Below are 25,724 nucleotides of genomic sequence, written 5' to 3'. Positions count from 1 at the left end.
CCAGAGCGGGACGGGCGGCGGTCGCGCCCCCCCGGCGGGGGCGGACTGGATCTGCTGGATCTGTACGGGGTGGTGGGGCCGCCTGGCTCATGCCCACTGCACCGCTTCCGCGGCACTGGAGCGGCGTACCTTGACGGCGGCTGGGCACGTTGCCGTACGGATGGGGAAGACGGATCTCGCGCTCATCGGTACAGCTCACGCCGGCTGCCGGCTGCCGGTCGTCGTATCGGTGGAGGCGGTACGCGTCGTCACCCCCCAGGGCGACCGCCTCAGCCCAGGTCGAGGTCAAGTCGCGGACCGGAAGACGCCCCCCGTTTGATCTCAGGTGCAGTTGAGGTTGTTCGCTGGCGGTCATCGATATGGATACGGCAGCGACCTGCCGCGAGAAGGGAACCAGAGCCCATGCCCACCAGGACGATCCAGATCCCCACCCCCGACGGCACCGCCGACGGCCTCGCCGCCTTCCCCGACGACGGCGAGCGCCACCCGGGTGTGCTGCTCTATATGGACGCCCTCGGGCCGCGGCCCACCCTTCAGGGGATGGCCGAGACGCTGGCCGCCGAGGGCTACTACGTCCTGGTCCCCAACGTCTTCTACCGCCACGGCCCAGCCCCTGTCGTCGAGGTGCCCGACCTGCGCGTCCCCGAGAACCGTGACGAGTTCTTCGCCCGCATCGGTCCGGTCTTCAGCGCACACACCACCGAGCGCGCCCAGCGCGACGCCGCGGCCTACCTGGGCTTCCTCACCACCCGGCCCGAGGTCCGCCCCGGCCCGGTCGCCGTGATCGGCTACTGCATGGGCGGCGTCCTGGCCGTACGTACCGCGGCCGCCCACCCCGAACAGGTCGCGGCCGCAGCCTGCTTCCACCCCGGTCCCCTGGTCACCGACGCCCCCGACAGCCCCCACCTGCTCGCCGACCGCCTGCGCGCCGAACTCCACATCGGCCTCGCCGAGCATGACGAGGGCATGCCGCCCCAGGCGGTCGCCGAGCTCAACAAGGCCCTGGCCGACGCAGACGTCCGCTGCACCTCCGAGGTCTACCCCGGCACCGTGCACGGTTTCACCATGGCCGACACCGCCGCGTTCGACGCCGAAGGGCTGGAGCGCCACTGGGACCGCCTTCTCCCCCTGCTGCGCAGGACGCTGGCGAACACCTGACCGAGGTCGAGCTCCACCGGGAAGGGGCCGCTGCCTTGGCGTACTGGTCGACCTTCACGATCCGGTCGGTGGTCTCCGAGCCCGGCGACACCACCTCCGCGACCAGCAGCACGTGCTCAGGGCGGGTGGGGGTGATGTCGATCGTGTCCGCGCGGTACACGACGACGTCCGGGCGGCGATTGGCGTGCGGGACGTCCTGAAGCCGGACGTCGAAGTCCGTGGCGGCGTTCCGCTCCGGGCCCGCGGCGGCATGCCGCCCGTCCAGCACGCCGATCCCGCTCACGCCCGGTCCCGCCGACCGGCATCCGACCAGTGAGCCCCGCGACCGACCTCACGCAAACGGCCCCGGACGAGACGTCCGAGGCCGAACAGCTCCCCTCCGCAGGGGAGAAACCCTAGGGAGAGGTAATGCGTTGTGCCCCCGGCGGGGGGGCCGACTGGATCTGTACGGGGCGGAGAGGGGCGGGAGTTGGTGGTTTCGGAGACTGTTGGGATGTCATGCCGGGGCAGGCAGAGGTAGGCATGCCCCGGCGCTTCATGAGCTTGGTCAGCGCTTACCCGGCGCCCGACCTCTGGAGATGTCCGGAACTCTGCGCACAGGGCTCACAAGCGGCGCTATTCTGTCGGTATCAGCTCCCGAACGAAACCGCAATAGGTGCTAAATGCTGAAGATTTCGGAAGTAGAGAATTTTGGGGCCATTGATGCTGACGCCGATGAGTTGCTGCGCGAGTGCTTCCAGAATCACCCAGCGTACATTGCGGCAAAAGAGAATAAGAAGTTCCTCATTCTGGGGCGGAAAGGATCCGGGAAGACTGCAATATTTAAGCGATTCTTGACGGAGAGGGGTGCTCACGAGTTTGCGTATGGTCACTCGTTCGATGATTACCCCTGGCAGCATCACGACCTTCAGGCGCAGACTGGGGTTCCTGAGGAAAGAAGGTACTTTCACAGCTGGAAGTATCTATCGCTTATGGGGTTGGCGAAGATCCTCCTCAATCTAGACCAAAGTCAGCCGTGGAGCGATGATTCCTTTGAATCGGTGCAAGCGCTTGAGGATTTTGTAGTCGACTCGTATGGATCCCGCGATCCTGACGTCCGGCAGTTGTTCAGTCCAGAGAAGGAGTTGAGGTTCAAGGGCACTCTCAAGATCCCGTATCTCGAAATCTCGGGTGAACGAGTGCGGGTCAGGGAGCTTCCACCCCATATCCAAGAAGTCAATCAGGCGATTCAAGAGCACGTTCTCCGGTCCCTGAACCCAGACAACTCGTACTACATCTGCTTCGATCAGCTTGACCTCGGATTCGTTAAATCCGAAGCTGCGTACTCTCAGCGCCTCATCGGCCTGATCCTTGCGGCTCGCGATCTATTCCTGGCGGCGCGCAGCCGAGGCAAGAAGCTGAACGTGGTGGTCTTCCTGCGAGACGACATCTATCAAGATCTTCAGTTCGAGGACAAAAACAAAATCACCGAGAACTTCTCGGAATTCGTCGAGTGGCACGAATCCTCGGGCGGTTTGACTCTTAAGGGGTTGATGGAGAGTCGCTTCAGTCGTGTACTAGGTGACGATGCTGGCCCATTCGTTGGCTGGGAGAGCGTGTTTGACGAAAGTCGTGAGATGCCGAGTAGGCAAACGAAGTATCGACATATCTGCGATCGCACCTTCCTGAGGCCTCGCGACATAATTAAATTCTGTAATGAGATCCTGAAGCAGTATAAGGGCTCTGGGTCTGCCGACCAGTTCGATAATCAAGTTGTCCATGAAGCGCGTTCTGGCTACTCGGACTACTTGCTGAATGAGCTTGATGATGAGATTGCAAAGCATGTTCCTCAGTACAAAGAATACCTGGAGGTTGTCAAGGAGCTGGGATCTCTGCAATTCTCGCTGGAGAACTTCGCAACGGCGTGGTCGAGGAGGCCCTCTTTGTTGGGGATCGAGCCAGTTTCTGCCCTGGGTCAGCTATTTGAATTCTCGGTTGTCGGCTACCTGAAGCCCGGCGGGCGCGGGGGCGGCTCGGAGTATGTCTGGCGGTACCGGGATCCGCGTGCGCGATTCAATTCATCGTCGGAGGTTTTCCGAGTGCACCCCGGGTTCAAGGAAGCGTTGGACCTGCTGACAGGCCGGAGTTGATGGTGGTGGAGCGACTTTGAGGTGGGGTGCCTACGGGGGTGCCGATGGGGGCGCCCGCTAGAGAGGTACCCCTTCGGCGATGCTTAGCGCAGGTCAGGTGTGTCTGGGCCCCACCTATGCGCCTTGCAACTCAACTGCGTTGAAGCGTCCACACAGACGTTGGGAGGTCTCTGTCGCGCGGGATGAGGAGTTGCGAGAGGCAACGCCGCCCTTCTTCGCTGAAGTTCAATGCCTCGGCGACTCGGCGGACGGTCGTGTGTGTGGCACCTCGGGCGAGGGCGGCTTTCTCGAACCTCTGGACCTGGATCAATAGCTCCTCACTGGTGGTCTCGCTGGGCTGCCGTTGGCCAAGACGGTGCGCCTTGGCTCGTTCGTAGTCGATTTCGGAGATGCCGCAGATGTTGCGGCAGCGTTCCTCCGCTTCGGTGAGCGTGGTCGTGTCGGCGACGGCTTGGGCGAGGCGGTTGTTGGAGAACGCCGTTGCTAGGTCGACCCGGTGGACGGCGGGGCCTTCGTCGGTGAGGGGCACGGGGAGTCCGGCGTCGCGGACCTCGCACACGCCACGGGCTCCCAATGCTGTAGCGACGAGGAGAGCAGTCGCCTCGGAGGGGTGCCAGCGAAGTACTGATGTGATGGCCTGTGAATGCTCTCGGGTGAGCTTAGTGACTAGTGGGCCAAGGCGGTCGTGGAGGATGTCGGGGGGGAGCTCGCCGTCTAGACCTGGGCCCGCGACCAGGAGGCGCATCTGGGTGCTAGCCATGGCTCGTGTGCAGGCAGCCAGGGTGAGGGCATCGGCCAGCGGGCTGCGCAGGGTCGGCTCGTCGCCGTGGGCCAGGATGTCGCCGCCGACGTCGAGGAGGTCAATCGTCTCTGGGGCGAAGTGAGCCGTGAGTTCGTTGAGTTGGCGGGTGATGCCTCTCGTCCCGGCGTATGGGTCGATCAACGCGAAGGTGTGGGGGAGTTCGGCTGCGAGGCGGGGGAGCGTTGCCGCGCACGGTGGCTTCAACGTCGCGCTTCCCGGAACTGCCCAGACATGTTCCGTGAGTTGGCGCAGGCCGATGAAGTCTGCGGGGGAGCGAGGGCCCGGCACCGGGTCGACGAGCAGGCGGTCCCAGGAGTACGTCAGGATCAGCGCCGGCTCGCCGTCGTCCCCGTACAGGGCGGTGTGCAGCATTGCCGCCGCTACCGCGTCGCCGCCGCCTCCGGCCGCCACAATGAGCCGTTTCACGAGAACAGGGTAGGGGGCTGCCTCGCCCGCGCACACCTATAGTGGCCACTGGTATTAGCCAGTCGGTGAAGGGATCGTCGCGTGCCCGAGATCGCTGAAGCCTTGCCCAAGTACCTGCAGATCGCCCAGTTCATTCGCGATCAGATCCTGCGTGGGGATCTCCAGCCAGGTGAAGAGGTGCCGTCCGAACGGCAGTTGGCTACCGATTGGAACGTCTCTCGGCCGACCAGTGCCCGGGCTCTGGAGGCGCTTCGGCACCAGGGGCTTGTCGAGAAGCGGCAGGGGTCAGGGACGTACGTACGTGATCAGCAAGTGCACCGGCGGGCCCGCGAGCGGTATGGGCGGGCCCGGCAGACCGGGCGGATCTATGGGCCCGGTGAGTACGCGGTCATTGCGTCTGCGGGGTACGCCGAGGCGCCTGATCATGTGGCCGAAGCGCTCGAACTCGGTAAGAATCGCAGGGCAGTTCAGCGGCGGAGGGTGACCAATGCCGGGGATCAGCCGATGGAGGTGTCCACCTCCTGGTTCCCGGCCGAGTTGGGGCGTAGGGCGCCCAAGCTCGTTGAGCCTGAGCGGATCCGTGAGGGCACGGTCATGTATGTCGAGGAAGCCACCGGCCGCCGAGGCAGTTACGGCGAGGATCGTGTCTGCGCTCGGCTGGCTACCGAGGAGGAGGCCGCTGAGCTGGGGCTCGAACTACCCGCTGCGGTCTTGGTAGTTCATCACGTGGTGTACGACCTGCAGGATCGTCCGCTGGAGTTCGCAGAAGCCGTGTATCCGCCAGGACGTTGGGCGTTCGAGCAGGGCTACCCGTTGGGGTGAGGGATGGGCGCCGTCCTACGGAAGGCCTTGCCGTGCGAAGTGGCCAATGCCACTATCCGGTAAGTGGCCTTAGCCACTTACCGGAAGGGGAGCGCAATGACGCGCACCGATGACAATCCCGGAGACCCTGGTCGCGACCACGCCTCACTCGAACCGCTCGGCGGGATGCTCCTCTACCCCGTACCGGAGTCCGTGGCGCGGGCACGCCGCTGGTTCCGTAAGTTCACCGAGCCTCACCAACTCGCCTGCTCCATCGACGACTGCGTGCTCATGGTCTCGGAACTGGTCACCAATGCCATCCTCTGTGGGAAGGCGGACGAGCCATGGCGGATTCGCATCCGCTGGTACCGCGTTGGTGATGCGCTACGCGTGGACGTCCACAACCCCGGCTGCCCCGCCAACGTCCGTATGCGCTCTCCCGAAGCCACGGAGGCTCAAGGGCGTGGCCTGCTACTCGTCAATGTGTTGGCTGATGAGTGGTGGTCGGGCCCAAGTGGGCCTGGAGGGACGGTTGTTGTATTTGTTATGCACCGTGCCTTCAAGCCTGACTAAGGGGTTACTAAAGCCCGCTACCGGTGGGCTGCGTGTCGAAAACGTGCCCGGAATCCGGCCTCTTGGGGTGTCAGCGGTACTCACCCCTGGACTGGAGCAGCGTTGTGCACGCCGACCCGGAACACCCCGATGCCGAGCGTCCCGTTCGTGGCTCTGATCGGCAGCCTTGGCGCTATCGCCCCGCAGTGAATCGCGGCCAAACGTGGACGTACTACGGTCACGTGACCGGTGTGGGCGGCAGTGAAGGCGTCTGGCTGCGGAGCAGGCTGGCGGAAGTGATCCGTTCCCTCCTTGCGTGGGCCGCAGAGGACTCAGGCAAGGCCCGGCCGACCTCCGATGAGGAGGCCCCATGACAACACCCAAGAATCTCAGCGGCAGCGCCATGCCCTCCGTACCGGCCGCCCTGTCGGATCTTGCCGTCTCCCCGTTCGGCGTGCCTCTTGCTCTGCTGCACGGCGAAGTCAGAGTGGCCTGGGTGGGCCGCACCTCGACCGAGGAGCAGCAGGACCCGCGCCAGTCGCTCCTGCGGCAGTGGAACCGCTGCAAGTCCACGCTTCCCGAGGCATGGGCCATCGTCTGCCACTTCTACGATGTCGAGTCCGGCCGCAAGGAGCTCAGTGAGCGCAGTCGGGGCACGGACTTCGAACGCTTCGGGATTCCTATCGCTCGGGACGGTGGGATCGTCGATCTGCTGACCGAGGCCGCCCATCCCGACCGCCGATTCGATGCCGTCATCTGCGAGAGCACCTCCCGCGTCGCCCGGCGCATGTACGAGAACCTTTCCGTGGAGCGGGAGTTGGAGCATGCCGGGGTGCCGCTCTTCGCCTGGAACGAGCCGATCAAACTCGACGGTGGCCGTGCTCAGCAGATCTTGCAGCGGCGGATCAATCAATCCGTCGCCGAGTACGAGGTGTTCAACGCGCTGGAGACTTCGTGGGGCGGGCTCTGCACTCACGTACGCGAAGGCTGGAACATTGGGAAGCCGCCCTACGGCTACAAGGCGAAGGCCTACCGTCACCCCAACCCGGCCAAGGCCGCGCGAGGTGCGACCAAGAGCCGGTTGGAACCGGACGGGGTGAAGGCGGAGACGGTCACACAGATCGCGCTCTGGCGCCATCACGAAGGCATCGGGTACTCCACGATCGTGGACCGGCTCAACGCCGACCCCGACGCATACCCACCACCCACGCCGCCCGGTGGCAGCGCACGGGCGCGCGGGGCCTGGAGCAAGTCCACCGTCTGCGATCTGCTCCGCAATCCGAAGTACACCGGCTATCAGGTCTTCAACCGCCGAGCGACGCGGTCCAGGCGTGGTGCCGTCAACGGTCCTCAGCTGTGGGTGTGGTCGCCGGAGCCGGTGCACGAGCCGCTGATCCCCAAGTGGATGTTCGACGAGCTGGCTGCACGCCGTCAGGACAAGCGTGGGTCCCGTGACGGCAACGACCTCAACAAGCACCCTGCGGCCCGTCGCACCTACGTCCTGCGTGGCCTGATCCACTGCGCCTGTGGTCGCCGGATGTTCGGTAACCACCGGCACCGCACCACGTACTACACGTGCTGGCCTCGGGCGAACAATCGCGGCCGCCCAGACACCTACGCCGGACACCCCAAGACCCTCTACATCAACGAGTCTGACCTTCTCGATTCCATCGGCTGCTTCTTCGCGGACCGTGTCTTCGGGCCACAGCGCCGTGGGCTCCTCGCCGCAGACCTGCGGGACGCCGACGGCCGCGCGGTGCGGCAACGTCAGGCCGAGCGGGAACGTCATCAGAGGGCCCTCGCCGATGTCGAACGCCGTCAGGGGAACATCCTCCGCCAGGTACAGGACGAGGAGGGCGCCCCAGACGACCCCTTCGTCCAGGGACTCCGGCACGCCTACAACGAGCTGGAGGCTCAGGGGAAGGCCACTCTCGCCGTCCTCACCGACCTGGACGTGGCCGACGCCGCCGATCCAGCCCACCGGACTCCGCAGACGGCCGACCTCCTGGACGCTCTCCCGTACCTGGCGCTCAACCTTTGCCACGCCCCGGAGCGGCTCCAACGCCAGCTCTACGAGATCACCCAGCTCACCATCCGCCTGCACGCGAACAGCGACGACGTCACCCTCAGTATCAGGCTGCCTGCCGACCGGCTACCGGAGATCAGCCGCGCGGCGGAGGCGATCACCGGCTCCGGCCCCAGGCACACACAAGGGCCCGCGACCACCCAAGTCGCGGGCCCTTGCCCAAGCACACTCCGTACGGACCGTACGGATGCAATACGTGCCCCCGGCAGGATTCGAACCTGCGACACCCGCTTTAGGAGCACGACCCGAACCAGTCTTGTCGTCCGCGGACGACCGTACCCGTTCCCGCAGGTCAGAGGCTATAAGTGCAGGTCAGGCGGCTGTTCGTGGGGAAGGCGGGGCCTTGGTCGGCCCGGGAGCTCTTACCCTGTCTGTCCCTATCTCTCCTCGGTCATCCTCGGGGTTCTGTCCCCCGTGTGTCCCCCGGAAGTCACATCCCGTCGGGTGGTCGTCTGGGTGTGGGGAGCGACGTGTAGATCGCTGCAGGTGGTGGCCGTGGGTTGATTCGGTGACCACCGTTCAGGGTTCACGCCCTCGTTCAACCCGAGGCCGATCAGTTGGTGCTTGGGAGGGTCTGAGTGAGCGGGCGGTCGCCATACGGGGGAGGCTTGAGCCGAAGTGATCGGATTCCATCCCAGAATCGACACCCTCGCCGAAGCTCGACACCCATTTTGAGCCATCTTCAGGGTTGATCTTCGTCTGATTAACGCCAATTTCAGTGGTTCTATCCTCATGTCGCGGAGTGTGGCGAGGGGACACGCAACTGCGTACGGGCCGGGCGGTGGGCACGGGCTGATCGGTCGGTGAGGTGTCGCTGATCCGCCGCGGGGTCCCCGACCCTTGGGCTAATGCTGGTGAGGCCGGCTGGGAGCCTCACGCGTCTGACTAGCGTCCCTCCCACTGCCCGACCATCCACACGCGCCCGCACTACACCAGAGGCCAGGCCGTGCCCCAGTACGGAAGCCTCGGACGAATCCCCGGACTCGGAGCCCGACGGGGTCGCTAGGAGCGCACCGAGTCCGGCTTCTCTTCAAGGTGTTACTCCGCCATGGCGGGGTGAGCTCTTCTGTCCCTGATAGGTCGCGATATTTGGCTCACGTGCGCGGATGACTGCGGTGAACGGCGGGATTCGGGTCGGCCTTGGGCGGCGGATGCCCGAAAGATTTCCCAGACGTGGACCACAGCCCCTCCATTCGCTGCCGCCACGTTCGGTGCCCACCCGAGTGTGGGCAGGCGGACACACCGACAGCGACGGAGGATGACCACGGCGGGTGCAGCCGATGAGGTCGGAGGCGGGCATGGTCCAGCCGGACGTTCTGCTGCGCTGGTGCGGCCGAGGGCTAGTGCTCCGCCGAGAGACGGGTTCACTCCCGCGGCCTCCTACCTCCCATGGTGTTCCCGAGGCCCACCGCAATGATCACGGGGACGACGATGTCAAGAGGGCTGGGAAGAGGGCGGATAGCGACGAAGACACCGGCAATCACGAGCACGCCCCGGACAAGGTTCCAGTGCCGCCGAACTACAGGGCTACGGCTATTGATCCGAAACTCAAAGGGTTCTATTCGACGGTGTAGCGGATGTGCGGTCCGCCGAAATGGCCACGGACGACGTGTGGTTGGCATTGACGTCGATGGAAGAACCGGTGGGTATCCGCCGCGAGTTGAGCCTGCTCATGGGCTCGGCTGTGCATCGGCAGGCTGCGCTTGAGGTCGGCGTTGACCACCTCGTCGGGGTTCAGCTCGGGCGAATACGCGGGCAGGAAGTGCAGTTCGACGCGGTCGAAGTGGCCGATCAGCCGGTCCAGGCGGTCGGCTCCCCGCCGCATGAGCCCTTGTCACGCTCGGGTGAACCACCAGGGCGCCGCGGCGGAGAGCGGAGCCCTACCCCCGCTGGCCAGCCCAATTCAACCCTGCGGCACAGTAAAAGAGGCTCAGTCACGCTCGTCGGCGAGAACCCGGCGTGCGACCTCCCCATCTGAACCTGGGGAGTATCGGCCACTTGAGCTTTGCCTCCAGCCTGCGATGTCTTGTTCCGTGAGAGTCTCAGCGAGGCCGTGTTCAGAGCGGGAGTACCGCAGGAGGCGGTGCCCGGGTGTGGCCTGATGCTGCCCCTTTACCCTCTTGAAGATCGTTCGCACCTTCGATGAGCCAGCCGCACGGATTTAATCAATTTGTTGCGCACTCTATGGCGTTATGGCAGGTCACAAAGCAGCAAGAGGCCATTTCGCGCTCCCTCTGTTCCAAGTGAGAGGTAGAGTTCCGCTCGCGCTGGTCCTCAGTTTCACCACACCGAGAGCCCTTGGTCTGGACTTCTTGACGCAAATAACACCGTCCGTGTTACACCATTTTGTAGTGCTAAGTGAAAGTCTCGTGACCGCTGGGGCGCGCCCTGACTGCCTATGGTTACGGGCGACAGTCGCGCAATAGCCACTGGGGGGTGGAGCTGGTGCGTACGATGCTGGGGGCCGACTCTATGGGCAGGAAGATTCTGGCCCGTCTGAATGCAAGCTTGAATGGCTCTGCCGTCGCGCTGGAGTTGGGTCATGGTGTCAGTCTGACCGGCTAGCCTTCGCGGCAGGCACAGCATTTGCCGCCTATCTGCGCTGATGGCAGGGCGCCATCAGCGACTTCGGCACACTCTGACCATGTTGGTCCGCATCGTGAAGCCTCTCCAGCTGGATTCTTTTCACGCGATCCTCAGAGGCCGCCCATTCGATCCCCCTTCCTTAGTGACGAGAGAGAACCTGTGAGAAAGTCCAGCCTGTTCGTGACGTTAGCGACCGCGGCAGCGATAGCCGTTCCAGTTACTGCGCCGTCGGCATTCGCCGATGTCACCCCACAAGGCCCCACTCGCCGTTGCAACAACTACCAGGCCTGCTTCTATTTCAACTCAAATCAAGCTGGCGCTGTCGGGCCGATTGTCAACGGTGCCGCTAACCTCGACGGCCAGGTCTTCAAACCCGGCACTGGAACCGGAGCGGGGCGGCCTGTCGAGAACCATGCCGCATCGTGGGACAGTCGCACCCGCAACACGTCCTTCTGCGTGCACCGCGACCGTTGGTGGAAGGGCCCCTACAACTCGCTCAAGCCACAGGGGCGCAAGAACCTGAGCTCGGCAGTGAAGAACAAGAATTCGTCCACGAATTGGTACCCCCGCCACGGTGACGGCTCCGGTCACTGACCAGGGAAAGGAACTCCATCGATGCGTACGAGACATACCTCGGTAGCGTTAGTCGCTGCTTTTGGCGCTTTGGTTCTCTCCAGTTGCACGTCCAGTTCCGAGGGAACTGACACCCGCAACAGCCACGAGGCACCCAAGGCGGACGGTCACAAGGGGGGCGGGTCGAAGAAGGTCCAAGGCTCACCCATCCGGGAAGTTGCAGCGATGGCTCTGCCGTTGGATTCCTATCAGCTCTCACCGGCTGAGTATGAGCTGAGTCAGCAGGCAACGTGGTCCCTAACAGGATCCTGCATGGTCGACCTCGGGTTTAAGGACTTCGACTTCAAGCCCGTGCCCGTCGCTGGTGACCTCGAAGGCCACGAAGATCTCCGCTACGGCACCTACAGCGTGGCAGAAGCCGGCAAGTACGGCTATCGACCCGCCTACACGGCTGCTTCCGCCTCCCGCAGTGGCACCGTCGGAGGACAGGAGCCGGAATTTACTGCCGAAGAGGAAGCCGCACTCGACGGCGTATCCCCCGAGCGTACCGATGGTGCACCGAAGGCCGTAAAGAAGACAGCGAAAGGGGAAGCCATACCCAAGGATGGCTGCTATGGGCAGGCTCTTAGCAAGGTCACCGAAGGCCGGTCTAGCACCTATCTCAACGACACCACCATCGAGGATCTCGACGGCCAGTCGTACGAGAAATCTCTCACCGACCCGAAAGTAGAGAAAGCTTTCTCTTCGTGGGCGACCTGCATGAAGGGAAAGGGATATTCATACGCATCACCTATAGATGCGAACAATGACCCCAAGTGGTCGGAAGGTGAACCGTCGGACGCCGAGATCAAGACCGCGACTGCTGACGCCCAATGCAAGGAAGAGGCCAAGGTCCTCACGGTGTGGCATAGCGTCGAGGTCGACATTCAGAAGAGTCTGATCGCTGCGCACTCCAGCAAATTGGACCCGGTGCGGGAAATGAAACTCGCCACTGTCCGCAATAGTAAGCAGAATCTGTAGGACGTCTCAGGCGCGGTCCGCACTCCATCGGCTCCGCGGCCGCGCCGGCCAAAAGTGTCGTAGACACCAACGGTCACGATCCTGCTTGATGGCCGGCTGGCGAGCGCCCGCATCGCACCCGTCGATGTCCTCCGACGATGACAACGACAGCCCCGGACGCCACACGACCGGCTTCTCGGCACGACACGTCAGCGATTCATTAGAACCACGCATGTCGACCACGCCTGGTTCGGCACCTGAGTACATCACGGCAGTCGCACCCCGCAGCGTGCGACTGCTCGACAGGCAGGACGTCTCATTCTAATAGCGGGCGTCGCCTGCCTCTGTTCCCTAATCTGTCAAGAATTTCAGGAGATCCGGCATGGCCGACGAGAAAGTCCTCGAAGCGCAGAAGTGGGTCAACTCGACCTACAAGAGCATCGATGGCTACAAGAAGTGCCCAGAAGACGGCAAGATCGGCTGGTCCACGATGTATGCCCTCATCATGGGGCTGCAGAAGGAACTAGGCATCAGCCCCGTAGCGGCGAACTTCGGCGATGGAACCCTTTCCAAACTCGCGGCGCTCGGCGAGCTCGAAAGCGGCTGGGCAAAGAACAAAAACATCGTGAAAATCATCCGATACGGATTATTCTGTAAAGGGTACACCGGTGGATACTCCGACACTGGCTACTACGACCCGGATATCGCGCTTGCCGTCAAGAAGATGCAGAGCAATATGGGCCTCTCGCAGAGCGGCACCCTCCATGCGAAGGTGTTCAAGGCGCTGCTCAATATGGATGCCTACGTACTCACCGCCGGTGGGTCGGAGGAGGTGCGCTCCATCCAGCAGTGGCTGAACGGGCGCTACTGGACAAAGAAGACGGTCGACATTGGACCGGCCGACGGACACTACTCCCGCAGTGTCCAGCAGAACCTGATGAAGGCCATCCAGCTGGAAATTGGCATCGCCGAAGCAGACGCCACCGGTAACTTTGGGGCAGGAACGCAAGACGGCCTGAAATCCAAGGCCGTCGTCTCGGAAGGCTCGTCTGGGATCTACGTCCAGCTGTTCTCCGCCGCGTGTGTCTTCAACCAGCCGATCGTCACTGTAAACTCAAGCGGAGATACCGTCGAGACGAATACGGTGTTCAAGACTAAATTCGACAGCAATCTGGCAACCTTCGTCACCACCTTCCAGCGGTTCTCTGAGATATCCGCCGACGGCCGTGGCAACTATGCGACATGGGCTCAACTCCTCGTATCGATGGGGGACCCGGACCGCCCGGTCACCGCTTCCGATACCGCCTACACAATCACGGCGTCACGCGCCAAGAAAATGTACAGTGACGGCTACAGATATGTCGGCAGATACCTAAACGAGGCGTCAGGCGGCGGCGGATCGAAGATGCTCGAAGAAGGTGAGCTCGCCACCATCTTCGATGGCGGACTTCGGGTCTTTCCGATCTTTCAGGACAACGGTAGGTCCCTGTCCGAGTACTACTACGGGAACGGGTATGCCCACGCGCAGAAGGCCCACAACCAAGCCGTGCACTTCGGTTTCAACCGAGGAACTATCATCTACTTCGCCGTCGACTACGACGCCACCGATGGCGATATGCCGCTTATCCTAAATTACTTCCGAGGTGTCGCGTCCGGGCTCGGGAGCAAGGGAAAGCGGTACGTGCACGGGGTATACGGATCTCGGCACGTGTGTGCCGAGGTCACGAAGGAGACCTACGCCCGCTACTCGTTCGTGTCCGGCATGTCCTGGGGCTTCTCAGGCAACCTTGGCTATTCCCTCCCAGCGAACTGGTCCTTCAATCAAATCAAAGAATACAAGGTCACCAGCGGAACAGACACCTTCTGGCTGGACCGAGACGCTCACCGAGTCGGTAGCGACCCGGGCCAGAGCAGCGTCAACAGACCGTCCTCACCCGCAGATGAATTCATTAACTACATCAAGTCCCTCTATGACTTGGCCAAGGCGTACGGAAAGGGCAACCCGAACCAGCTCGTCATGGAATACCTCCGCAGCGAATCGTACAACGGCAATCCGTGGCGAGCGTTGATCGGGAAAGTGGACGGCGGCTTCGTCTCATATGTGAACGACCGTAATTTGAGTATCTGGCCAGAGTTTAAGGATCCGTTCACCGGCCAGCACCTTGGAATCGAGCACTTGATGGCCACGGCGAACGGCCAGTTCGTCAAGCCCAACCCGTCGGGAAACATCAGTCTTGGTGACGTCGCCGGCTGGGGCGGCGACCTGATGACTTTGTACGGCGAATGGCGGCGGGACCATGACTCCTACGCCTCTGGCGCTACCTACGTCAACGAGAAGATGGGCAAGATCGGCGTCTTCTCCAGCTTCGGATTCACCGACCTCGTCGAAGACGCCGACGGATACCTCATCGCCCAAGCCGTGCGTGGCGGTAAGAGCATCGTCGAGGCGGTCCGCGATCACTACCAAGGAAGCGGCGGTCTCACCCGGTTCAGGGACTACGTGCACCAGCGGTTCGGTGGCACCAAGAGCGAAGCAGCCGCTCAGGCGAAGAAGATGCTCACGGACGAGCCCGCCAGCGCGGACGGGGCAATCCTGGTGGGCGGCCGCATAAGCCTGATCCAGCAGTTCGGCGGCTTCCCCACCCTGATGCCGCACGCCCTCCCTGCCGACCAGCTCGACGCGTGGTGCAACGCATTCGGCAACAACCTCATGCAGCACGCCAACACGGAAACGCTCCGGCGAGCTCAGTACCAGGCCAACCAGCAGCGGCTCCTTGGATCGAAGTAGCGTCAGGACGCATGGAGCTCTTCGCACTCTTCGGCCCGCCCGCGATCACACTCTTACTCTTCGTCATCGCAGTGTTCCCCTACGGACTGTGGGTGACCAGGAAGAAGCCCACACGGACGGCCCGCCTGGCCGCGGTCGGAAGTGCCGTGGCCCTCGCCGCTTACGGTGCTGGCACCTTCTATGGTCTCGCCTACACGCACCCACTCGACCTCTGCGCAACGAAGACCGCCAGTGGCGACTACGTGGACTTCGCGGCGGAATACAGCCTGACGTCAGCGACCATCCACCACTTCCCCCCATCCGTTACCTGCCATTGGAGCAGCGGACATAGCACCAACAATGTGTCGTTCTGGACCACGCCTCTGCTTTACATGGGGCTGGCCTGCGCCACCGTCTGCTTCACCCTGTTACTCATCAACCGCTCTAAGCGCAGAAGGGCCCCCCATGACAACGAGCTTGACGCGTAGACGGGTTCTCAGCCTCGGGGCTGGAGCAGCAATAGCCGTCGCGGCCGCCGGCCCAGCACAGGCCGCTCCTACCGCCAACGAGCGCGCCTGGACCAAGAGCGAATCTGAAAACGGCTGGCCCACCCTCGACCAGGCCAGGGAGTTCCGGGTCGAAGGCACTAACGTCGACGTTTCCTTGCGGGAGGGGGACGTCGCAACAGTTCTGCTCTACGTCGCTCGCCGGTTCGCCTACGAAGTCGACATGCTCATGCCCGGTGACCTCCAGGGGCACACGACGGATCGTAAGTTCGACTCGGCATTCGAGTCGAACCACCTGTCGGGCACGGCCATCGCGATCCGACCCATGCACTACCCGCTGGGAGCTGACGTCAAGAACACCGGCATGAGCAAAGCCGAGCAGATCGTCGTCACAGACATACTTGCAGACTGCGAAGGCATCATTGTGTGGGGCGGGCAGCTGCAGCCAGTGAAGCAGTCCCACTTCCAAATCGCCGTCGAACCTGGAGATTCTCGTCTTAAGAATCTCGCCGACCGCATCCAGGGATGGAACAACACACCGGGTAGGGGTGCGGGAACGATCGACGCCTTCGCGCCGGCGAGCCGTCGCCGGTCAGCTCGATCCAGGTAGATCCGTGTCGAGCAGTCGGGCGAGGTAGCTGTAGGCGGGGAGAGGTTCCATGGCCTCTTGCTCACTCAGTTCATCACGGGTGTGCGTGGTGACGTTTCTGAAGTTTCCCCGTGATGTGGGCATCTGCGAACTATGCAGTCAAGTTCAGGCTACAGAGTGGGCCTGGCGCGCGAGGCCGATGCCGCTTGCTCAGGTGATCCGTAATCCGTGATCGGGATTCGAGGCTCTTTCGGCCCGTGACCAGTGATCTCCTCTGGAGGCCGCATCGAGGGTCAGGCAGCGAAGACTTCGACAGGGCACTTGGCTGCGCCGCTGCGGGCGATGCGTGCGTCGCAGGTGACCAGCGGGGTGCCGAGGACTTCAGCGAGGGCGACGTACTGGGCGTCGTAGACGGACAGGTTCTGGCGCAGGGTGCGGACGCGGTCGAAGAACGGCAGAGTGTCGTGCCGGGTCAAGGGCAATTGCCGGTAGTCGCCGATGGCCTTGGCGACTTGGTGCTCGGTCAGTTTCCCGCCGCGTTCCATGCCAAGGAGCGCGGACTGGATCTCGTAGTCCAGCAAAGTGGGGGCGAAGACGGTGGTTGCCTCGGCGATACGCGCACGCAGAAGGTGGGCGTCGGTGGCCCGGGAAGTCAGGGTGGGTACCAGGGCCGAGCAGTCGAGGACGATCAACGCCCGGCCCTCATCTCGTCAATGGCCTCGAGTACGTCGCGGGTGCTGACGTCGGCGGTCGCTTCACGGTCCAGGCGCTGCATCATCTCGCCCAGGGTCGGTTTGGCCGTCTCGCGCGCCAGGACGTCTTTCACGTAAGCCTGCAGACTCTGCCCGGCCTGGGCGGCTCGGACCTTGAGGGTCTGCATCTGGTCATCGGGCATGTCCCGGATCGTCAAAACCGTCATGCATTCACATTAGCGTCGGTGCATGCAAAATGCAGCACCACCCTGTCGCGCTCGCCGACCCCGCGGCCGCCTGTTGTAACCCCCTTCGCCCCCGGTCTACACGCTCCCCCTTACCTGCTCCGCGTAGGGATCGAAGCGGTGATGCCCGCTTTTCACTTCGGCGCCACTGGGAACGCTCGTTTCGTCCCCCGCTTGTCCCCCGCCGCGCCCCAAACAGGACAAAAAGCCCCCTCGGTGTGATCTCCGAGGGAGCTTTCTTACCCTGTCTTGCCTGGTCAGGCATGGTGCCCCCGGCAGGATTCGAACCTGCGACACCCGCTTTAGGAGAGCGGTGCTCTATCCCCTGAGCTACGAAGGCGGGGCTGGCATGGCCGGTGGGGTTCCGGCATGACCACTGACAGGGTAGCGGATGGCCTCGGTGGGGTGGGGCCGTGTTGGTGGTGGGGGTGGGTGGGGTGGTTGAGGGGTTGCGCAGGGTGGTGGACTCGAGGCTGTGTGTTACCGGTCGGTCGTGAGCAGCGGTACCCACTTCTCCAGTGCCGGCTGCTCCGCCAGGTCCGCGAAGGTTGCTGTGACGCCGTGGTCGCGGCGCCAGCGGCCGAGGAGGGTCATGAGGCGTACGGAGTCGAGGCCGTAGTCGACGAGGTTTTCGTCGGCGGGGATGTCGGACGGGTCCTCGCCGAGGACGTCGGCGACGTCGGCCCGGAGTTGGTCGAGGGTCAGGGGCATGGGGCGCTCAGCTTTCCGGAGAAGGGGAAGAGGAAGGGGAGGGGGAAGGGGAAGGGAAGACGGATTCCGTTGTGGTGACCACCGCGCACTTGCCTGCCGCCCAGTGCAGTGCCATCGCGTGGTCGTCCGCGGAGAAGTCGGCTACGGCGTCGGCGACCACGAAGGCCTGGATGTCCTGCATCCAGGCGTCGCAGGCCGTCATGAGGACGCCGATGTGGGCGTAGATGCCGGTGATGACCAGCTGGTCGCGGCCCTGTTCGCGCAGTCGTTCCAGGAGGTCGGTGCGGACGAAGCCGCTGTACTTCCACTTGGTGAGGACGGTGTCGGCGGGGGCGGGGCCGATCTCGGGGGCGATCGCTGCGGCCTGGGCGTCGTCGGGCAGGCCGGGGCCCCAGAAGTCCTGCTGGAGGCCGCGTTCGGCGGGGGTCTGGCCGCCGGGCTGGGCCGTGTGGACGACGGGGATGCCGAGGAGGGTGGCCTGTTCCTTCAACTCCCGGACGGCGGAGAGGAGTTCGGGGACCGGGGAGGCCTCGCGGTCGTACGCCGACAGGAAGTAGTTCTGCAGGTCGTGGACGAGGAGGACCGCGCGGGACGGGTCGACCGTCCAGTCGACGCGGTTCGCGGGCAGCTCGTCGGCCGACGGCATCGGGTAGGGGGTGATGGCGGGGAGGGCCATGGGGAGGGTGTTTCCGTTCAGGTCTGCTGGGTGGAGGGAGCGGAGGGGGTCGCCGCGGCGCGGAGGTCCTTCTTGGAGATCTTGCCTACGCCCGTCTGCGGGAATGCCGTCACGAACTCGACGCGGTCCGGCACCTTGTACGCGGCCAGGCCCCTTTCCCGTACGAACTTCTTGATCGCGATCGGCTTCACCGGGTCGGCTCCGGCGCGCAGGATGACGTACGCGCAGGTCCGCTCGCCCAGGTAGGGGTCGGGCTCGGCGACGACGTTGGCGTCGTGCACGGCGGGGTGGGCGAGGATGTGGTTCTCGACCTCCTCCGCCGCGATCTTCTCGCCGCCGCGGTTGATCTGGTCCTTGGCGCGGCCCTCGACGACGATGTGGCCGGTCCCGGTGAGGCGGACGACGTCGCCGGTGCGGTAGAAGCCGTCGGGGGTGAAGGAGCGGGCGTTGTGCTCGGGCGCGTTCCAGTAGCCGCGGATCGTGTAGGGGCCGCGGGTCAGGAGGTGGCCCGTCTCGCCGACGGGCAGGTCGTTGTCCTCGTCGTCGACGACGCGGATCTCGTCGTCGGGCGAGATCGGGCGGCCCTGGGTCGTGACGATCGTCTCCGTGTCGTCGTCCAGGCGTGTGTAGTTGACCAGGCCCTCCGCCATCCCGAAGACCTGCTGGAGCGTGCAGTCCAGGGCGGGCTTGACCCGGCGGGCCGCCTCCTCGCTGAACTTGGCGCCGCCGACGAGGAGTACGTCCAGGCTGCTCAGGTCGTACGCCGTGGCGGGCGCGGCCTCCGTCCAGACGAGGGCGAGCGGGGGCACGAGGCCCGTGATGGTGACGCCCTCGGACTCGATGAGCGGGAAGGCGACGTCGGGGCTCGGCTGCGGGCACAGGACCACGCGGGCGCCCGCGTACAGCGCGCCCAGCGAACCGGGCGAGGAGAGCGGGAAGTTGTGGGCCGCGGGCAGGGCGACCAGGTAGACGGACGACTCGTCGACCGCGCACAGCTCGTTGGAGCCCCACAGCGAGTAGATGTAGTCGTCGTGGGTGCGCGGGATCAGTTTCGGTACGCCCGTCGAGCCGCCGGAGAGCTGGAGGAACGCCAGGTCCGACGGGGTGGGCGGGTCGGGGATCTCGACCGGTTCCGCGGGTACGTCGGACAGCGCCTCGAACGCGCCCGGGTCGCCGTCCGCCACGAACACATGCCGCAGGGACGGGACTTCGGCCAGGACCTTCGCCGCCAGGTCGCGGTAGTCGAAGCCGCCGTGCTCGGCGGGGATGACGTAGGCCGCGGCCCCGGTGAACTCGCAGAAGTAGCGGATCTCCGTCTCGCGGTGCGCGGGCAGCGCGAAGACCGGCAGCGCGCCGATGCGGAACAGGGCGAAGATCGTCTCGAAGAACTCGGCGATGTTCGGGAGCTGGACGACGACCTTGTCGCCCTTGGCGATGCCCCGGGCCAGCAGGCCCGCGGCGAGCCGGTCGGCGCGCAGGTCCAGTTCGCCGTACGTCCAGCGGCGGTCCGACGCCGGGTCGACGATCGCGATCCGGTCGGGGTGTTCGGCCGCCCGGTCGCGCAGCAGCCGGCCGAACGTCTCGCCGCGCCACCAGCCCGCGGCGCGGTAGCGGGCCGCGAACTCCTCGGGCCAGGTGGGGGCTTCGGGGGTGCCCGCGGGAGTGCCCATAGGAATGCTCACAGTTCCGCTCCTACCGCGTTCAGGAACGTACGGAACTTCGCGCCCGTCTCGGCCGTCTCCGCCGCCGGGTCCGACGCGGCGACCACGCCCGCGCCCGCGTACAGACGGAGGCTGCGCTCCTCGGCCTCGGCGCAGCGGATCGTCACGACCCACTCGCCGTCGCCGTTCGCGTCGCCCCAGCCGACCATGCCGGTGAAGAAGCCGCGGTCGAACGGCTCCGTCTCGCGGATCACGTCCCGCGCGGTCGCCGTCGGGGTGCCGCACACCGCGGGGGTGGGGTGCAGCGCGCAGGCCAGTTCGAGTGCGGAGGTCTCGGGGGATGCGACCGTGCCGGTGATCGTCGTGGACAGGTGCCACATGGTCGCCGTGCGGATGAGGGTGGGGCGGGGCGGGACCGTCAGGTCCGTGCAGGAGGCGGCGAGCGCCTGGTGCACGGCGTCCACCACGACCGCGTGCTCGTGCAGGTCCTTGGCGGACTCCAGGAGCGCGGCGGCGCGGCGCACGTCCTCGGCGAGGTCGTCGCTGCGGGGTGTGGAGCCCGCGAGGGGGTTGGCGACGACCTGGTGGCCGCGGCGCGAGACGAGCAGTTCGGGGCTGGCGCCGATGAGGGTGCGGCCGGGGGCCGTGGGCAGCGCGAAGGTGTAGCCGGAGGGGTCGCGGCGGGCCAGGCGCTGGAGCATCACGGGGAGGTCCAGGGGGGCGGGCGCGGTGAGTTCGAGGGTGCGGGCCAGGACGACCTTGCTGAAGTCGCCGCGCCACATGCGGTCCACGGCCGATGCGACGCCCGCGCCGTATGCCTCGGGGGAGGGGACGGGGCGGATCTGCCAGTCGGTGGCGTCCGGGGTCTCCGCGGGGAGCGCGATGAGCGGGTCCGCGGTGAGCGGGGGTGCCGTGCGCAGGGCGGCGGGGACGGCGAGGGCCGCGGGGGCCGTGTGGTCGAAGGGGATCGCGCCCACGACGTACGGCTTGGTCACGCCCGTGCGGCGGGCGTCGGCGAGGGTGGCCGCCATGCGGTGCGGCAAGGGTCTCTCGTCGTGCGGGACTTCCGCGTGGACGCCCTCGGCGAGCAGGGTGCGGGTCGGTGTCGCGAGGAACCGGGCGCCTGGGGTGTAGGCGTCCAGGAGGGACGTGGCCGCGCCTACGGCGGGGTGCGCCTGTTCGGCGGCCGTCGTCTTCGTGACGTGTGTGGCGACCTCGGGTGCCGTCGACACGGGGGCTCCAATTCTTGGGCTCGGGTGGGTGCGGGGTGCTCTTGTGGCTTGGGTCCACCCCGTTGTGCGGCCCCTCGGGCCGTCTTGCGGCTGCGGCTCAGCGCAGAGTTGCTCCGCCGTCCACGTACAGCTCCTGGAGGGTGATGTGGCGGGCCCTGTCGGAGGCGAGGAAGACGACTGCCTCGGCTATGTCCTGGGGGTCCGCGATACGGCCCAGGGGGATGCCTGTGCGGTACGTCTCGGGGTCGCCCGCGATGACGGCGGCGGGGGCCTCCGACTGGCCTTCGGGCCACAAAGCCCGTTGCATCGCCGTGTCCGTGGAGCCGGGGGCCACCACGTTGCAGCGGACGCCGCTGCGGGCGATCTCCAGGCCGAGGCACTTGGTGAACATCGTGGCCGCCGCCTTGGACGCGGCGTACGCGGCCATGCCGGTGCGGGGGATGCCGGCGGCGTTGGAGGCGACGGTGACGATGCAGCCGGAGCCGCGCGCGGTCATGTGGGCGGCCGCGGCGCGGGAGGTGTGGAAGACGCCGGTGGTGTTCACGGCGAAGGTGTCGGCCCAGTCGGCGTCGGTCAGTTCGGCGACGGGGGCGGTGCGCAGGATTCCGGCGACGTTGACGAGGAGGTCGAGGGCGCCGTGGTCGCGGACGATGTCGGCGATGACGGTGGTGACGGCGGTGGGGTCCGTCACGTCCATCACGCGGGGGGTGATGCGGTGGGACGTGTCCCTTGCGGCCGCGGCCAGTTCGTCGATGCCGTGTGCGTCGCGGTCGGTGGCGACGACGTGGGCGCCGCGCGCGGCGAGTGCGGTGGCGACCGCGGCGCCGATGCCCTGGCCCGCGCCGGTGACCAGCGCGGTGCGTCCGGCGAACTCGCCCGGCTCCTGCGGTATGTGCTCTGGCATGGTGTGAGCGACCTCCCCCAACTTTTTAGGTAAGCCTAACCTAACGTATAACTACTGCCCAGAGGTCGCTACCCCATTCAAACAGTTAGGCTAGCCTCACCTTATGCGCATGCCGAGTGCGGGGGTCAAAGCCTCCGGCCCCCAACACCCCGACGACCAGGGTGAGTTGGTCGAGAAAAGCGGTCCTGGGGCGGCTCCCGCGCGGGCGCCGCGGCGCACCGTCGCCTGGGCAGTGGCGGGATTCACGTGCGCCGTTCTCCTCCTCGCCGCCCTTTCGCTGAGCGTCGGCGCGGGCGAGGTCGGGCCCGGCGGCGTCCTCGACTATCTGTTCAACCGCGGTGGTGCGCGCGGTGACTCGCGGCTCGACCTCGTCGTCGGCGATCTGCGCATCCCCCGTACGCTCACCGCACTGCTCGTCGGCGGCGCGCTCGGCGTCGCCGGATGCCTGCTGCAGGCCGTCACCCGCAACCCGCTCGCCGAGACCGGGCTGCTCGGCGTCAACGCCGGTGCCTCGCTGGGTGTCGTCGCGGGCATCGCGCTGCTCGGGCTCGATTCCGGATACGCCTATCTGGTGTGCGCGTTCGTGGGCGCCGTGGTCGCGAGCGGGCTCGTCCTGCTGATCGCCGGGCGCAAGGGCGGCGGCTCGCCCATGCGGCTCGTGCTCGCCGGATCCGCGCTCGGCGCCACCTTCGGCGGACTCACCAGCGTCATCGTCGTCAACTCCGCGGAGACGTACGACAAGTTCCGCTTCTGGGTGCTCGGCTCGCTCGCCGGGGTCGAGGGGTACGGGGAGCTGGGGCGGCTCGCGCCCGTGCTCGTCGCGGGCTTCCTGGTCGCCGTCCTCGTCGCAAGGCCGCTGTCCGCCCTCGCGCTCGGCGACGACCTGGCGCGCAGTCTCGGGCACCGGCCGCCCGTGATCCGTACCGTCGTCGCCGTGGGCGTGACGCTGCTCACCGCGGCCGCCGTCGCGCTCGCCGGGCCCATCTCCTTCCTCGGGCTGCTCGCGGGCTTCCTCGCCCGCGCCATCGCGGGCACCCGGCTGCCCGCGCGGCTGCTGCTCGCCGGGCTCATCGGGGCCTGTGTGCTGACCGCCTCGGATGTCGCCGCCCGCGTGGTCTCCCGGCCCTACGAGGCCCCCGTCTCCGTCATCGTGGCCCTGATCGGCGCCCCGGTCCTCATCCTCATCGTCCGCTCCAAGCAGCTCGCGACGATGGGCATGACGGACCCCGCGGCCGAGGAACGCGGTGCCGAGAAGAAGCGGCGCCGCACGCTCCGGCTGCCCCGGCGTGCGGCGCGCACGCCCCGGGTGCGGCCCGCCGACACGTTCGTACTGCGGCGCGGGCCCCTGTCGTTCCTCGTCGCGCGGCGTGCCACGTTCGCGGCGCTGCTGCTCGCCGCGCTGCTCGTGGTCGCCGTCGTGTTCTCCGCGTACGCGGGGCAGAGCGACATGAGCGTCACCCGGACCTTCCGGGCCGTCTTCGGGTACGGCGACCACTTCGACGTCCTGCTCGTGCAGAAGTTCCGGCTCGGGCGCATCGTCGCCGGACTCACCGCGGGCGCGGCCCTCGGGCTCGCCGGATGCCTCACCCAGACCCTCGCCCGCAACCGCCTCGCCACCCCCGAACTGCTCGGCGTCAACGACGGCGCCACCGCCGCCGTCCTGGTCTCCGTCACCTTCAGCGCCTCCGGGTCCTTCGGCGCCTGGTGGGCCGGGCCGATCGGCGCGCTCGTCGCGGTCGTCGTGGTGACCGTCGTCTCCGGCGGGCTCGGCCAGCGCGGCTACCGCGTCCTCGTCGTCGGCCTCGCCATGTCCGCGCTCGCCTCCGCCGTCACCCAGGTCGTCCTCTCGCGCCGCTCCCTCAACTCCGCGAGCTCGCTGTACGTGTGGACATCGGGAAGCCTCAACGGGCGCGGATACTCCGTGGCCGTGCCCGTCCTCATCGGGCTCGCCGTCCTCGTCCCGCTCGCCCTCGCCGTCGCCCGCCACCTCGGCGTCCTCCGCTTCGACGACGCCACCGCGGCCTCGCTCGGCTCCAACGCCGGGCGTACCCGCCTGATCTGCCTGCTCCTCGCCGTCGCCCTCGCCGGGCTCGCCGTCGGCATCGCCGGGCCCGTCGGCTTCGTCGCCCTCGCCTCGCCCGTCATCGCGTCGCGCCTCGCCGGGCCGCTGCGGGTGCCGCTGGTCGGCTCGATGCTGACCGGCGCGACCCTCGTCGTCGTCGCCGACACCCTCGGCCGGATCGCCTTCGACGGATCGGAGCTGCCGGTGGGCGTCGTCACGACGGTCCTCGGCGGCCCCTTCCTGCTGTGGGTGCTGCTCGGCAGGTCGGCGGCCACCCGCGTATGAGTGCCGACTCCAGAAAGGTCCCCGCCGTGCGCAGTCCCCTTCTCCGTACGCTCCGTCAGGCCGTCCGCGCCCAAGTGCCCGCGGCCGAACGCGACTTCTGGAACCGGGTGGAGGCGCAGGGCACCCCGCTGGTCGAGGCCGACCCGGACGGCGACCCCGCCCACCGCCTCGTCACCTTCCTGTGGCGGGACGACCCGGGGCACCCCGCCACCGACGTCCTCGCGCTGCTGCACACCGTCACCGACAAGGACCGGCACGCGGGCGACCTCACCCCGCACCTCATGGAGCGGGTGCCGGGCACCGGCGTCTGGGCGCTCAGCCACCGGCTGCGCGCCGACCACCGCGCCTCCTACCAGTTCCACGTCGCCCACGGCCCCCGCGAGGAGACGCTGCGCACCGACCGCGCCGCCTGGCTGAAGGTCCTCGACGAGGCCGTGCCCGACCCGTACGCGGCCGCCCCCGGACTCCCGTCCCGCGACGGCCGCAACCCCGCCTCCGTGATGGAACTCCCGGACGCGCCCCCACAGCCGTACGTCCAAGGGGACGCGGCCACCACGGGGAAGACCCTGTCCGCCGAGGTCGACGGCAGGCGCGTCACCCTGCACCTGCCGCCCGACCCGGTCACGCCGCTCGCCGTGGCCGTCCTCCTGGACGGCGAGATGTGGGGGCCCGTGCTCGACGCCCCCCGCATGCTCGACCGGCTGCACGCCACCGGCTCGCTGCCGCCCACCGCGCTGCTCCTCGTCGACACGATGGGGCGCCGCATGGAAGACCTCAGCTGCAGCGGGGAGTTCGTCGACTGGCTCGCCGATGTGCTGCTTCCGTGGGCGGCTGACACGTACGACGTCACCGCGCCCCCGGAGCGAACGGTCATCGCGGGCCAGAGCGCGGGCGGCCTGACCGCCGCGTACGCCGCCCACCGCCGCCCCGACCGGTTCGGCCGCGCCCTCTCCCAGTCCGGCTCCTTCTGGTGGCCCGACGAGAACGCGCCCGACGGCGCGGGCCCGGAATGGCTCACCCGCCAGTACGCCACGGCTCCGCGCCGGGCCGTCCGGCTCCACCTGGAGGTGGGGGCCCAGGAGTGGATGCTCCTCGCTGAGAACCGTCGCCTGCGGGATGTCCTGCGGACGCGGGGCTATGAGGTGACCTACGCGGAATTCAACGGGGGGCACGATTACGCGTGTTGGCGTGGGGGGCTGGTGGAGGGGCTTGTGGGGCTGTTGGGTTCGTAGGGGCGGCCGTTGTCGTCTGCGGGTGGGTGGGGGCTTGTCGCGCAGTTCCC

21 protein-coding genes, 1 tRNA gene and 1 pseudogene are annotated in these 25,724 nt (G+C 66.4%); 12 read left to right on the top strand and 11 right to left on the bottom strand.

What is annotated here, in order from left to right; all coding sequences use genetic code 11:
• The first annotated feature begins 402 nt into the window (after window positions 1-402).
• Window positions 403-1,158, top strand: a complete 756-nt coding sequence (locus ACFWZ2_RS15955; protein ID WP_384545918.1) for a dienelactone hydrolase family protein — start codon at window positions 403-405, stop codon at window positions 1,156-1,158.
• Window positions 1,159-1,171: 13 nt separating this feature from the next.
• On the opposite strand, the pseudogene ACFWZ2_RS15950 reads toward ACFWZ2_RS15955, so the two are convergent.
• Window positions 1,172-1,408: pseudogene (locus ACFWZ2_RS15950) on the bottom strand (Uma2 family endonuclease); the annotation flags it as partial.
• A 412-nt stretch (window positions 1,409-1,820) separates the two neighbouring features.
• Here ACFWZ2_RS15950 and ACFWZ2_RS15945 point away from each other — a divergent pair.
• Window positions 1,821-3,287, top strand: a complete 1,467-nt coding sequence (locus ACFWZ2_RS15945; protein ID WP_384545916.1) for a P-loop ATPase, Sll1717 family — start codon at window positions 1,821-1,823, stop codon at window positions 3,285-3,287.
• A 130-nt stretch (window positions 3,288-3,417) separates the two neighbouring features.
• Here the strand turns inward: ACFWZ2_RS15945 and ACFWZ2_RS15940 are convergent, their stop codons facing one another.
• A complete protein-coding gene (locus ACFWZ2_RS15940; protein ID WP_384545914.1) occupies window positions 3,418-4,515 on the bottom strand; it encodes a DUF1152 domain-containing protein in 1,098 nt (365 codons plus the stop codon).
• 81 nt (window positions 4,516-4,596) lie between these two features.
• Here ACFWZ2_RS15940 and ACFWZ2_RS15935 point away from each other — a divergent pair, with 81 nt between their 5' ends.
• The 3 genes from ACFWZ2_RS15935 to ACFWZ2_RS15925 all read left to right on the top strand — a co-directional run bounded on the left by ACFWZ2_RS15935 (window position 4,597) and on the right by ACFWZ2_RS15925 (window position 8,458).
• Window positions 4,597-5,337 carry a GntR family transcriptional regulator gene (locus tag ACFWZ2_RS15935; RefSeq protein WP_384545912.1) on the top strand — a complete coding sequence of 247 codons (741 nt, stop codon included), beginning with the start codon at window positions 4,597-4,599 and terminating at the stop codon, window positions 5,335-5,337.
• A gap of 96 nt (window positions 5,338-5,433) precedes the next feature.
• Window positions 5,434-5,889, top strand: coding sequence for an ATP-binding protein (locus ACFWZ2_RS15930; protein ID WP_384545911.1), 456 nt, complete (start codon window positions 5,434-5,436; stop codon window positions 5,887-5,889).
• A gap of 349 nt (window positions 5,890-6,238) precedes the next feature.
• On the top strand, window positions 6,239-8,458 hold the full coding sequence (locus tag ACFWZ2_RS15925; protein WP_384545909.1) for a recombinase family protein: 2,220 nt from the start codon (window positions 6,239-6,241) through the stop codon (window positions 8,456-8,458).
• A gap of 1,054 nt (window positions 8,459-9,512) precedes the next feature.
• On the opposite strand, the gene ACFWZ2_RS15920 is transcribed toward ACFWZ2_RS15925, so the two are convergent.
• On the bottom strand, window positions 9,513-9,779 hold the full coding sequence (locus ACFWZ2_RS15920; RefSeq protein ID WP_384545907.1) for a transposase: 267 nt from the start codon (window positions 9,777-9,779) through the stop codon (window positions 9,513-9,515).
• A gap of 920 nt (window positions 9,780-10,699) precedes the next feature.
• Here ACFWZ2_RS15920 and ACFWZ2_RS15915 point away from each other — a divergent pair.
• From ACFWZ2_RS15915 to ACFWZ2_RS15895, 5 genes are all read left to right on the top strand, one after another.
• Window positions 10,700-11,134, top strand: coding sequence for a hypothetical protein (locus ACFWZ2_RS15915; RefSeq protein WP_384545905.1), 435 nt, complete (start codon window positions 10,700-10,702; stop codon window positions 11,132-11,134).
• 291 nt (window positions 11,135-11,425) lie between these two features.
• Window positions 11,426-12,133: a hypothetical protein gene (locus tag ACFWZ2_RS15910; RefSeq protein ID WP_384545902.1), complete on the top strand. Its 708-nt coding sequence runs from the start codon at window positions 11,426-11,428 to the stop codon at window positions 12,131-12,133.
• A gap of 361 nt (window positions 12,134-12,494) precedes the next feature.
• Entirely contained in the window at window positions 12,495-14,900 is a 2,406-nt protein-coding gene (locus tag ACFWZ2_RS15905; protein WP_384545901.1) for a glycoside hydrolase domain-containing protein, read from the top strand.
• Window positions 14,901-14,911: 11 nt separating this feature from the next.
• A complete protein-coding gene (locus ACFWZ2_RS15900) occupies window positions 14,912-15,367 on the top strand; it encodes a hypothetical protein (protein ID WP_384545899.1) in 456 nt (151 codons plus the stop codon).
• A complete protein-coding gene (locus ACFWZ2_RS15895) occupies window positions 15,345-15,995 on the top strand; it encodes a hypothetical protein (RefSeq protein ID WP_384545897.1) in 651 nt (216 codons plus the stop codon). The genes ACFWZ2_RS15900 and ACFWZ2_RS15895 overlap by 23 nt, the downstream gene beginning before the upstream one ends.
• 272 nt (window positions 15,996-16,267) lie before the next feature.
• On the opposite strand, the gene ACFWZ2_RS15890 is transcribed toward ACFWZ2_RS15895, so the two are convergent.
• The 8 genes from ACFWZ2_RS15890 to ACFWZ2_RS15855 form a co-directional block, all read right to left on the bottom strand.
• Complete coding sequence (locus ACFWZ2_RS15890; protein WP_384545895.1) at window positions 16,268-16,666, bottom strand: type II toxin-antitoxin system VapC family toxin; 399 nt, start codon at window positions 16,664-16,666, stop codon at window positions 16,268-16,270.
• Window positions 16,663-16,893, bottom strand: a complete 231-nt coding sequence (locus ACFWZ2_RS15885; RefSeq protein WP_384545893.1) for an antitoxin — start codon at window positions 16,891-16,893, stop codon at window positions 16,663-16,665. Before ACFWZ2_RS15885 ends, ACFWZ2_RS15890 begins: the two co-directional genes overlap by 4 nt.
• Before the next feature lie 282 nt (window positions 16,894-17,175).
• Window positions 17,176-17,251, bottom strand: a tRNA-Arg gene (locus ACFWZ2_RS15880).
• A gap of 140 nt (window positions 17,252-17,391) precedes the next feature.
• Window positions 17,392-17,622 (bottom strand): phosphopantetheine-binding protein, encoded by a 231-nt coding sequence (locus ACFWZ2_RS15875; RefSeq protein ID WP_384545891.1) that lies wholly within the window; start codon window positions 17,620-17,622, stop codon window positions 17,392-17,394.
• Window positions 17,623-17,629: 7 nt separating this feature from the next.
• Window positions 17,630-18,298 (bottom strand): isochorismatase family protein, encoded by a 669-nt coding sequence (locus tag ACFWZ2_RS15870; RefSeq protein ID WP_384545889.1) that lies wholly within the window; start codon window positions 18,296-18,298, stop codon window positions 17,630-17,632.
• Between the two features lie 17 nt (window positions 18,299-18,315).
• The gene (locus ACFWZ2_RS15865; RefSeq protein ID WP_384545985.1) at window positions 18,316-19,968 is read right to left on the bottom strand and encodes a (2,3-dihydroxybenzoyl)adenylate synthase; all 1,653 of its coding nucleotides are present in this window, start codon (window positions 19,966-19,968) and stop codon (window positions 18,316-18,318) included.
• 8 nt (window positions 19,969-19,976) lie between these two features.
• Entirely contained in the window at window positions 19,977-21,191 is a 1,215-nt protein-coding gene (gene dhbC, locus ACFWZ2_RS15860) for an isochorismate synthase DhbC (RefSeq protein WP_384545887.1), read from the bottom strand.
• Window positions 21,192-21,288: 97 nt separating this feature from the next.
• Window positions 21,289-22,095, bottom strand: coding sequence for a 2,3-dihydro-2,3-dihydroxybenzoate dehydrogenase (locus ACFWZ2_RS15855; RefSeq protein WP_384545885.1), 807 nt, complete (start codon window positions 22,093-22,095; stop codon window positions 21,289-21,291).
• 103 nt (window positions 22,096-22,198) lie between these two features.
• On the opposite strand from ACFWZ2_RS15855, the gene fhuB reads away from it, so the two are divergent.
• Together fhuB and fes are read left to right on the top strand one after the other, a co-directional pair.
• On the top strand, window positions 22,199-24,442 hold the full coding sequence (fhuB, locus tag ACFWZ2_RS15850; RefSeq protein ID WP_384545883.1) for a Fe(3+)-hydroxamate ABC transporter permease FhuB: 2,244 nt from the start codon (window positions 22,199-22,201) through the stop codon (window positions 24,440-24,442).
• Entirely contained in the window at window positions 24,439-25,674 is a 1,236-nt protein-coding gene (fes, locus tag ACFWZ2_RS15845; protein WP_384545881.1) for an enterochelin esterase, read from the top strand. The genes fhuB and fes overlap by 4 nt, the downstream gene beginning before the upstream one ends.
• The last annotated feature ends 50 nt before the right edge of the window (window positions 25,675-25,724 follow it).

The sequence above is a fragment of the Streptomyces sp. NPDC059002 genome (assembly GCF_042740435.1).
Lineage (GTDB): Bacteria > Actinomycetota > Actinomycetes > Streptomycetales > Streptomycetaceae > Streptomyces.
Note: the sequence above shows the minus strand (reverse complement) of the source record. Positions and strands in the feature narration are given on the sequence as shown.

Coding starts and splice junctions, on each gene's coding strand:
- ACFWZ2_RS15955 (WP_384545918.1), top strand. CDS start 403: ATGCCCACCAGGACGATCCAGATCCCCACCCCCGACGGCACCGCCGAC.
- ACFWZ2_RS15945 (WP_384545916.1), top strand. CDS start 1,821: ATGCTGAAGATTTCGGAAGTAGAGAATTTTGGGGCCATTGATGCTGAC.
- ACFWZ2_RS15930 (WP_384545911.1), top strand. CDS start 5,434: ATGACGCGCACCGATGACAATCCCGGAGACCCTGGTCGCGACCACGCC.
- ACFWZ2_RS15925 (WP_384545909.1), top strand. CDS start 6,239: ATGACAACACCCAAGAATCTCAGCGGCAGCGCCATGCCCTCCGTACCG.
- ACFWZ2_RS15920 (WP_384545907.1), bottom strand. CDS start 9,779: ATGCGGCGGGGAGCCGACCGCCTGGACCGGCTGATCGGCCACTTCGAC.
- ACFWZ2_RS15910 (WP_384545902.1), top strand. CDS start 11,426: ATGGTCGACCTCGGGTTTAAGGACTTCGACTTCAAGCCCGTGCCCGTC.
- ACFWZ2_RS15905 (WP_384545901.1), top strand. CDS start 12,495: ATGGCCGACGAGAAAGTCCTCGAAGCGCAGAAGTGGGTCAACTCGACC.
- ACFWZ2_RS15900 (WP_384545899.1), top strand. CDS start 14,912: ATGGAGCTCTTCGCACTCTTCGGCCCGCCCGCGATCACACTCTTACTC.
- ACFWZ2_RS15895 (WP_384545897.1), top strand. CDS start 15,345: ATGACAACGAGCTTGACGCGTAGACGGGTTCTCAGCCTCGGGGCTGGA.
- ACFWZ2_RS15885 (WP_384545893.1), bottom strand. CDS start 16,893: ATGACGGTTTTGACGATCCGGGACATGCCCGATGACCAGATGCAGACC.
- ACFWZ2_RS15875 (WP_384545891.1), bottom strand. CDS start 17,622: ATGCCCCTGACCCTCGACCAACTCCGGGCCGACGTCGCCGACGTCCTC.
- ACFWZ2_RS15870 (WP_384545889.1), bottom strand. CDS start 18,298: ATGGCCCTCCCCGCCATCACCCCCTACCCGATGCCGTCGGCCGACGAG.
- ACFWZ2_RS15865 (WP_384545985.1), bottom strand. CDS start 19,968: ATGGGCACTCCCGCGGGCACCCCCGAAGCCCCCACCTGGCCCGAGGAG.
- ACFWZ2_RS15855 (WP_384545885.1), bottom strand. CDS start 22,095: ATGCCAGAGCACATACCGCAGGAGCCGGGCGAGTTCGCCGGACGCACC.
- fhuB (WP_384545883.1), top strand. CDS start 22,199: ATGCGCATGCCGAGTGCGGGGGTCAAAGCCTCCGGCCCCCAACACCCC.
- fes (WP_384545881.1), top strand. CDS start 24,439: ATGAGTGCCGACTCCAGAAAGGTCCCCGCCGTGCGCAGTCCCCTTCTC.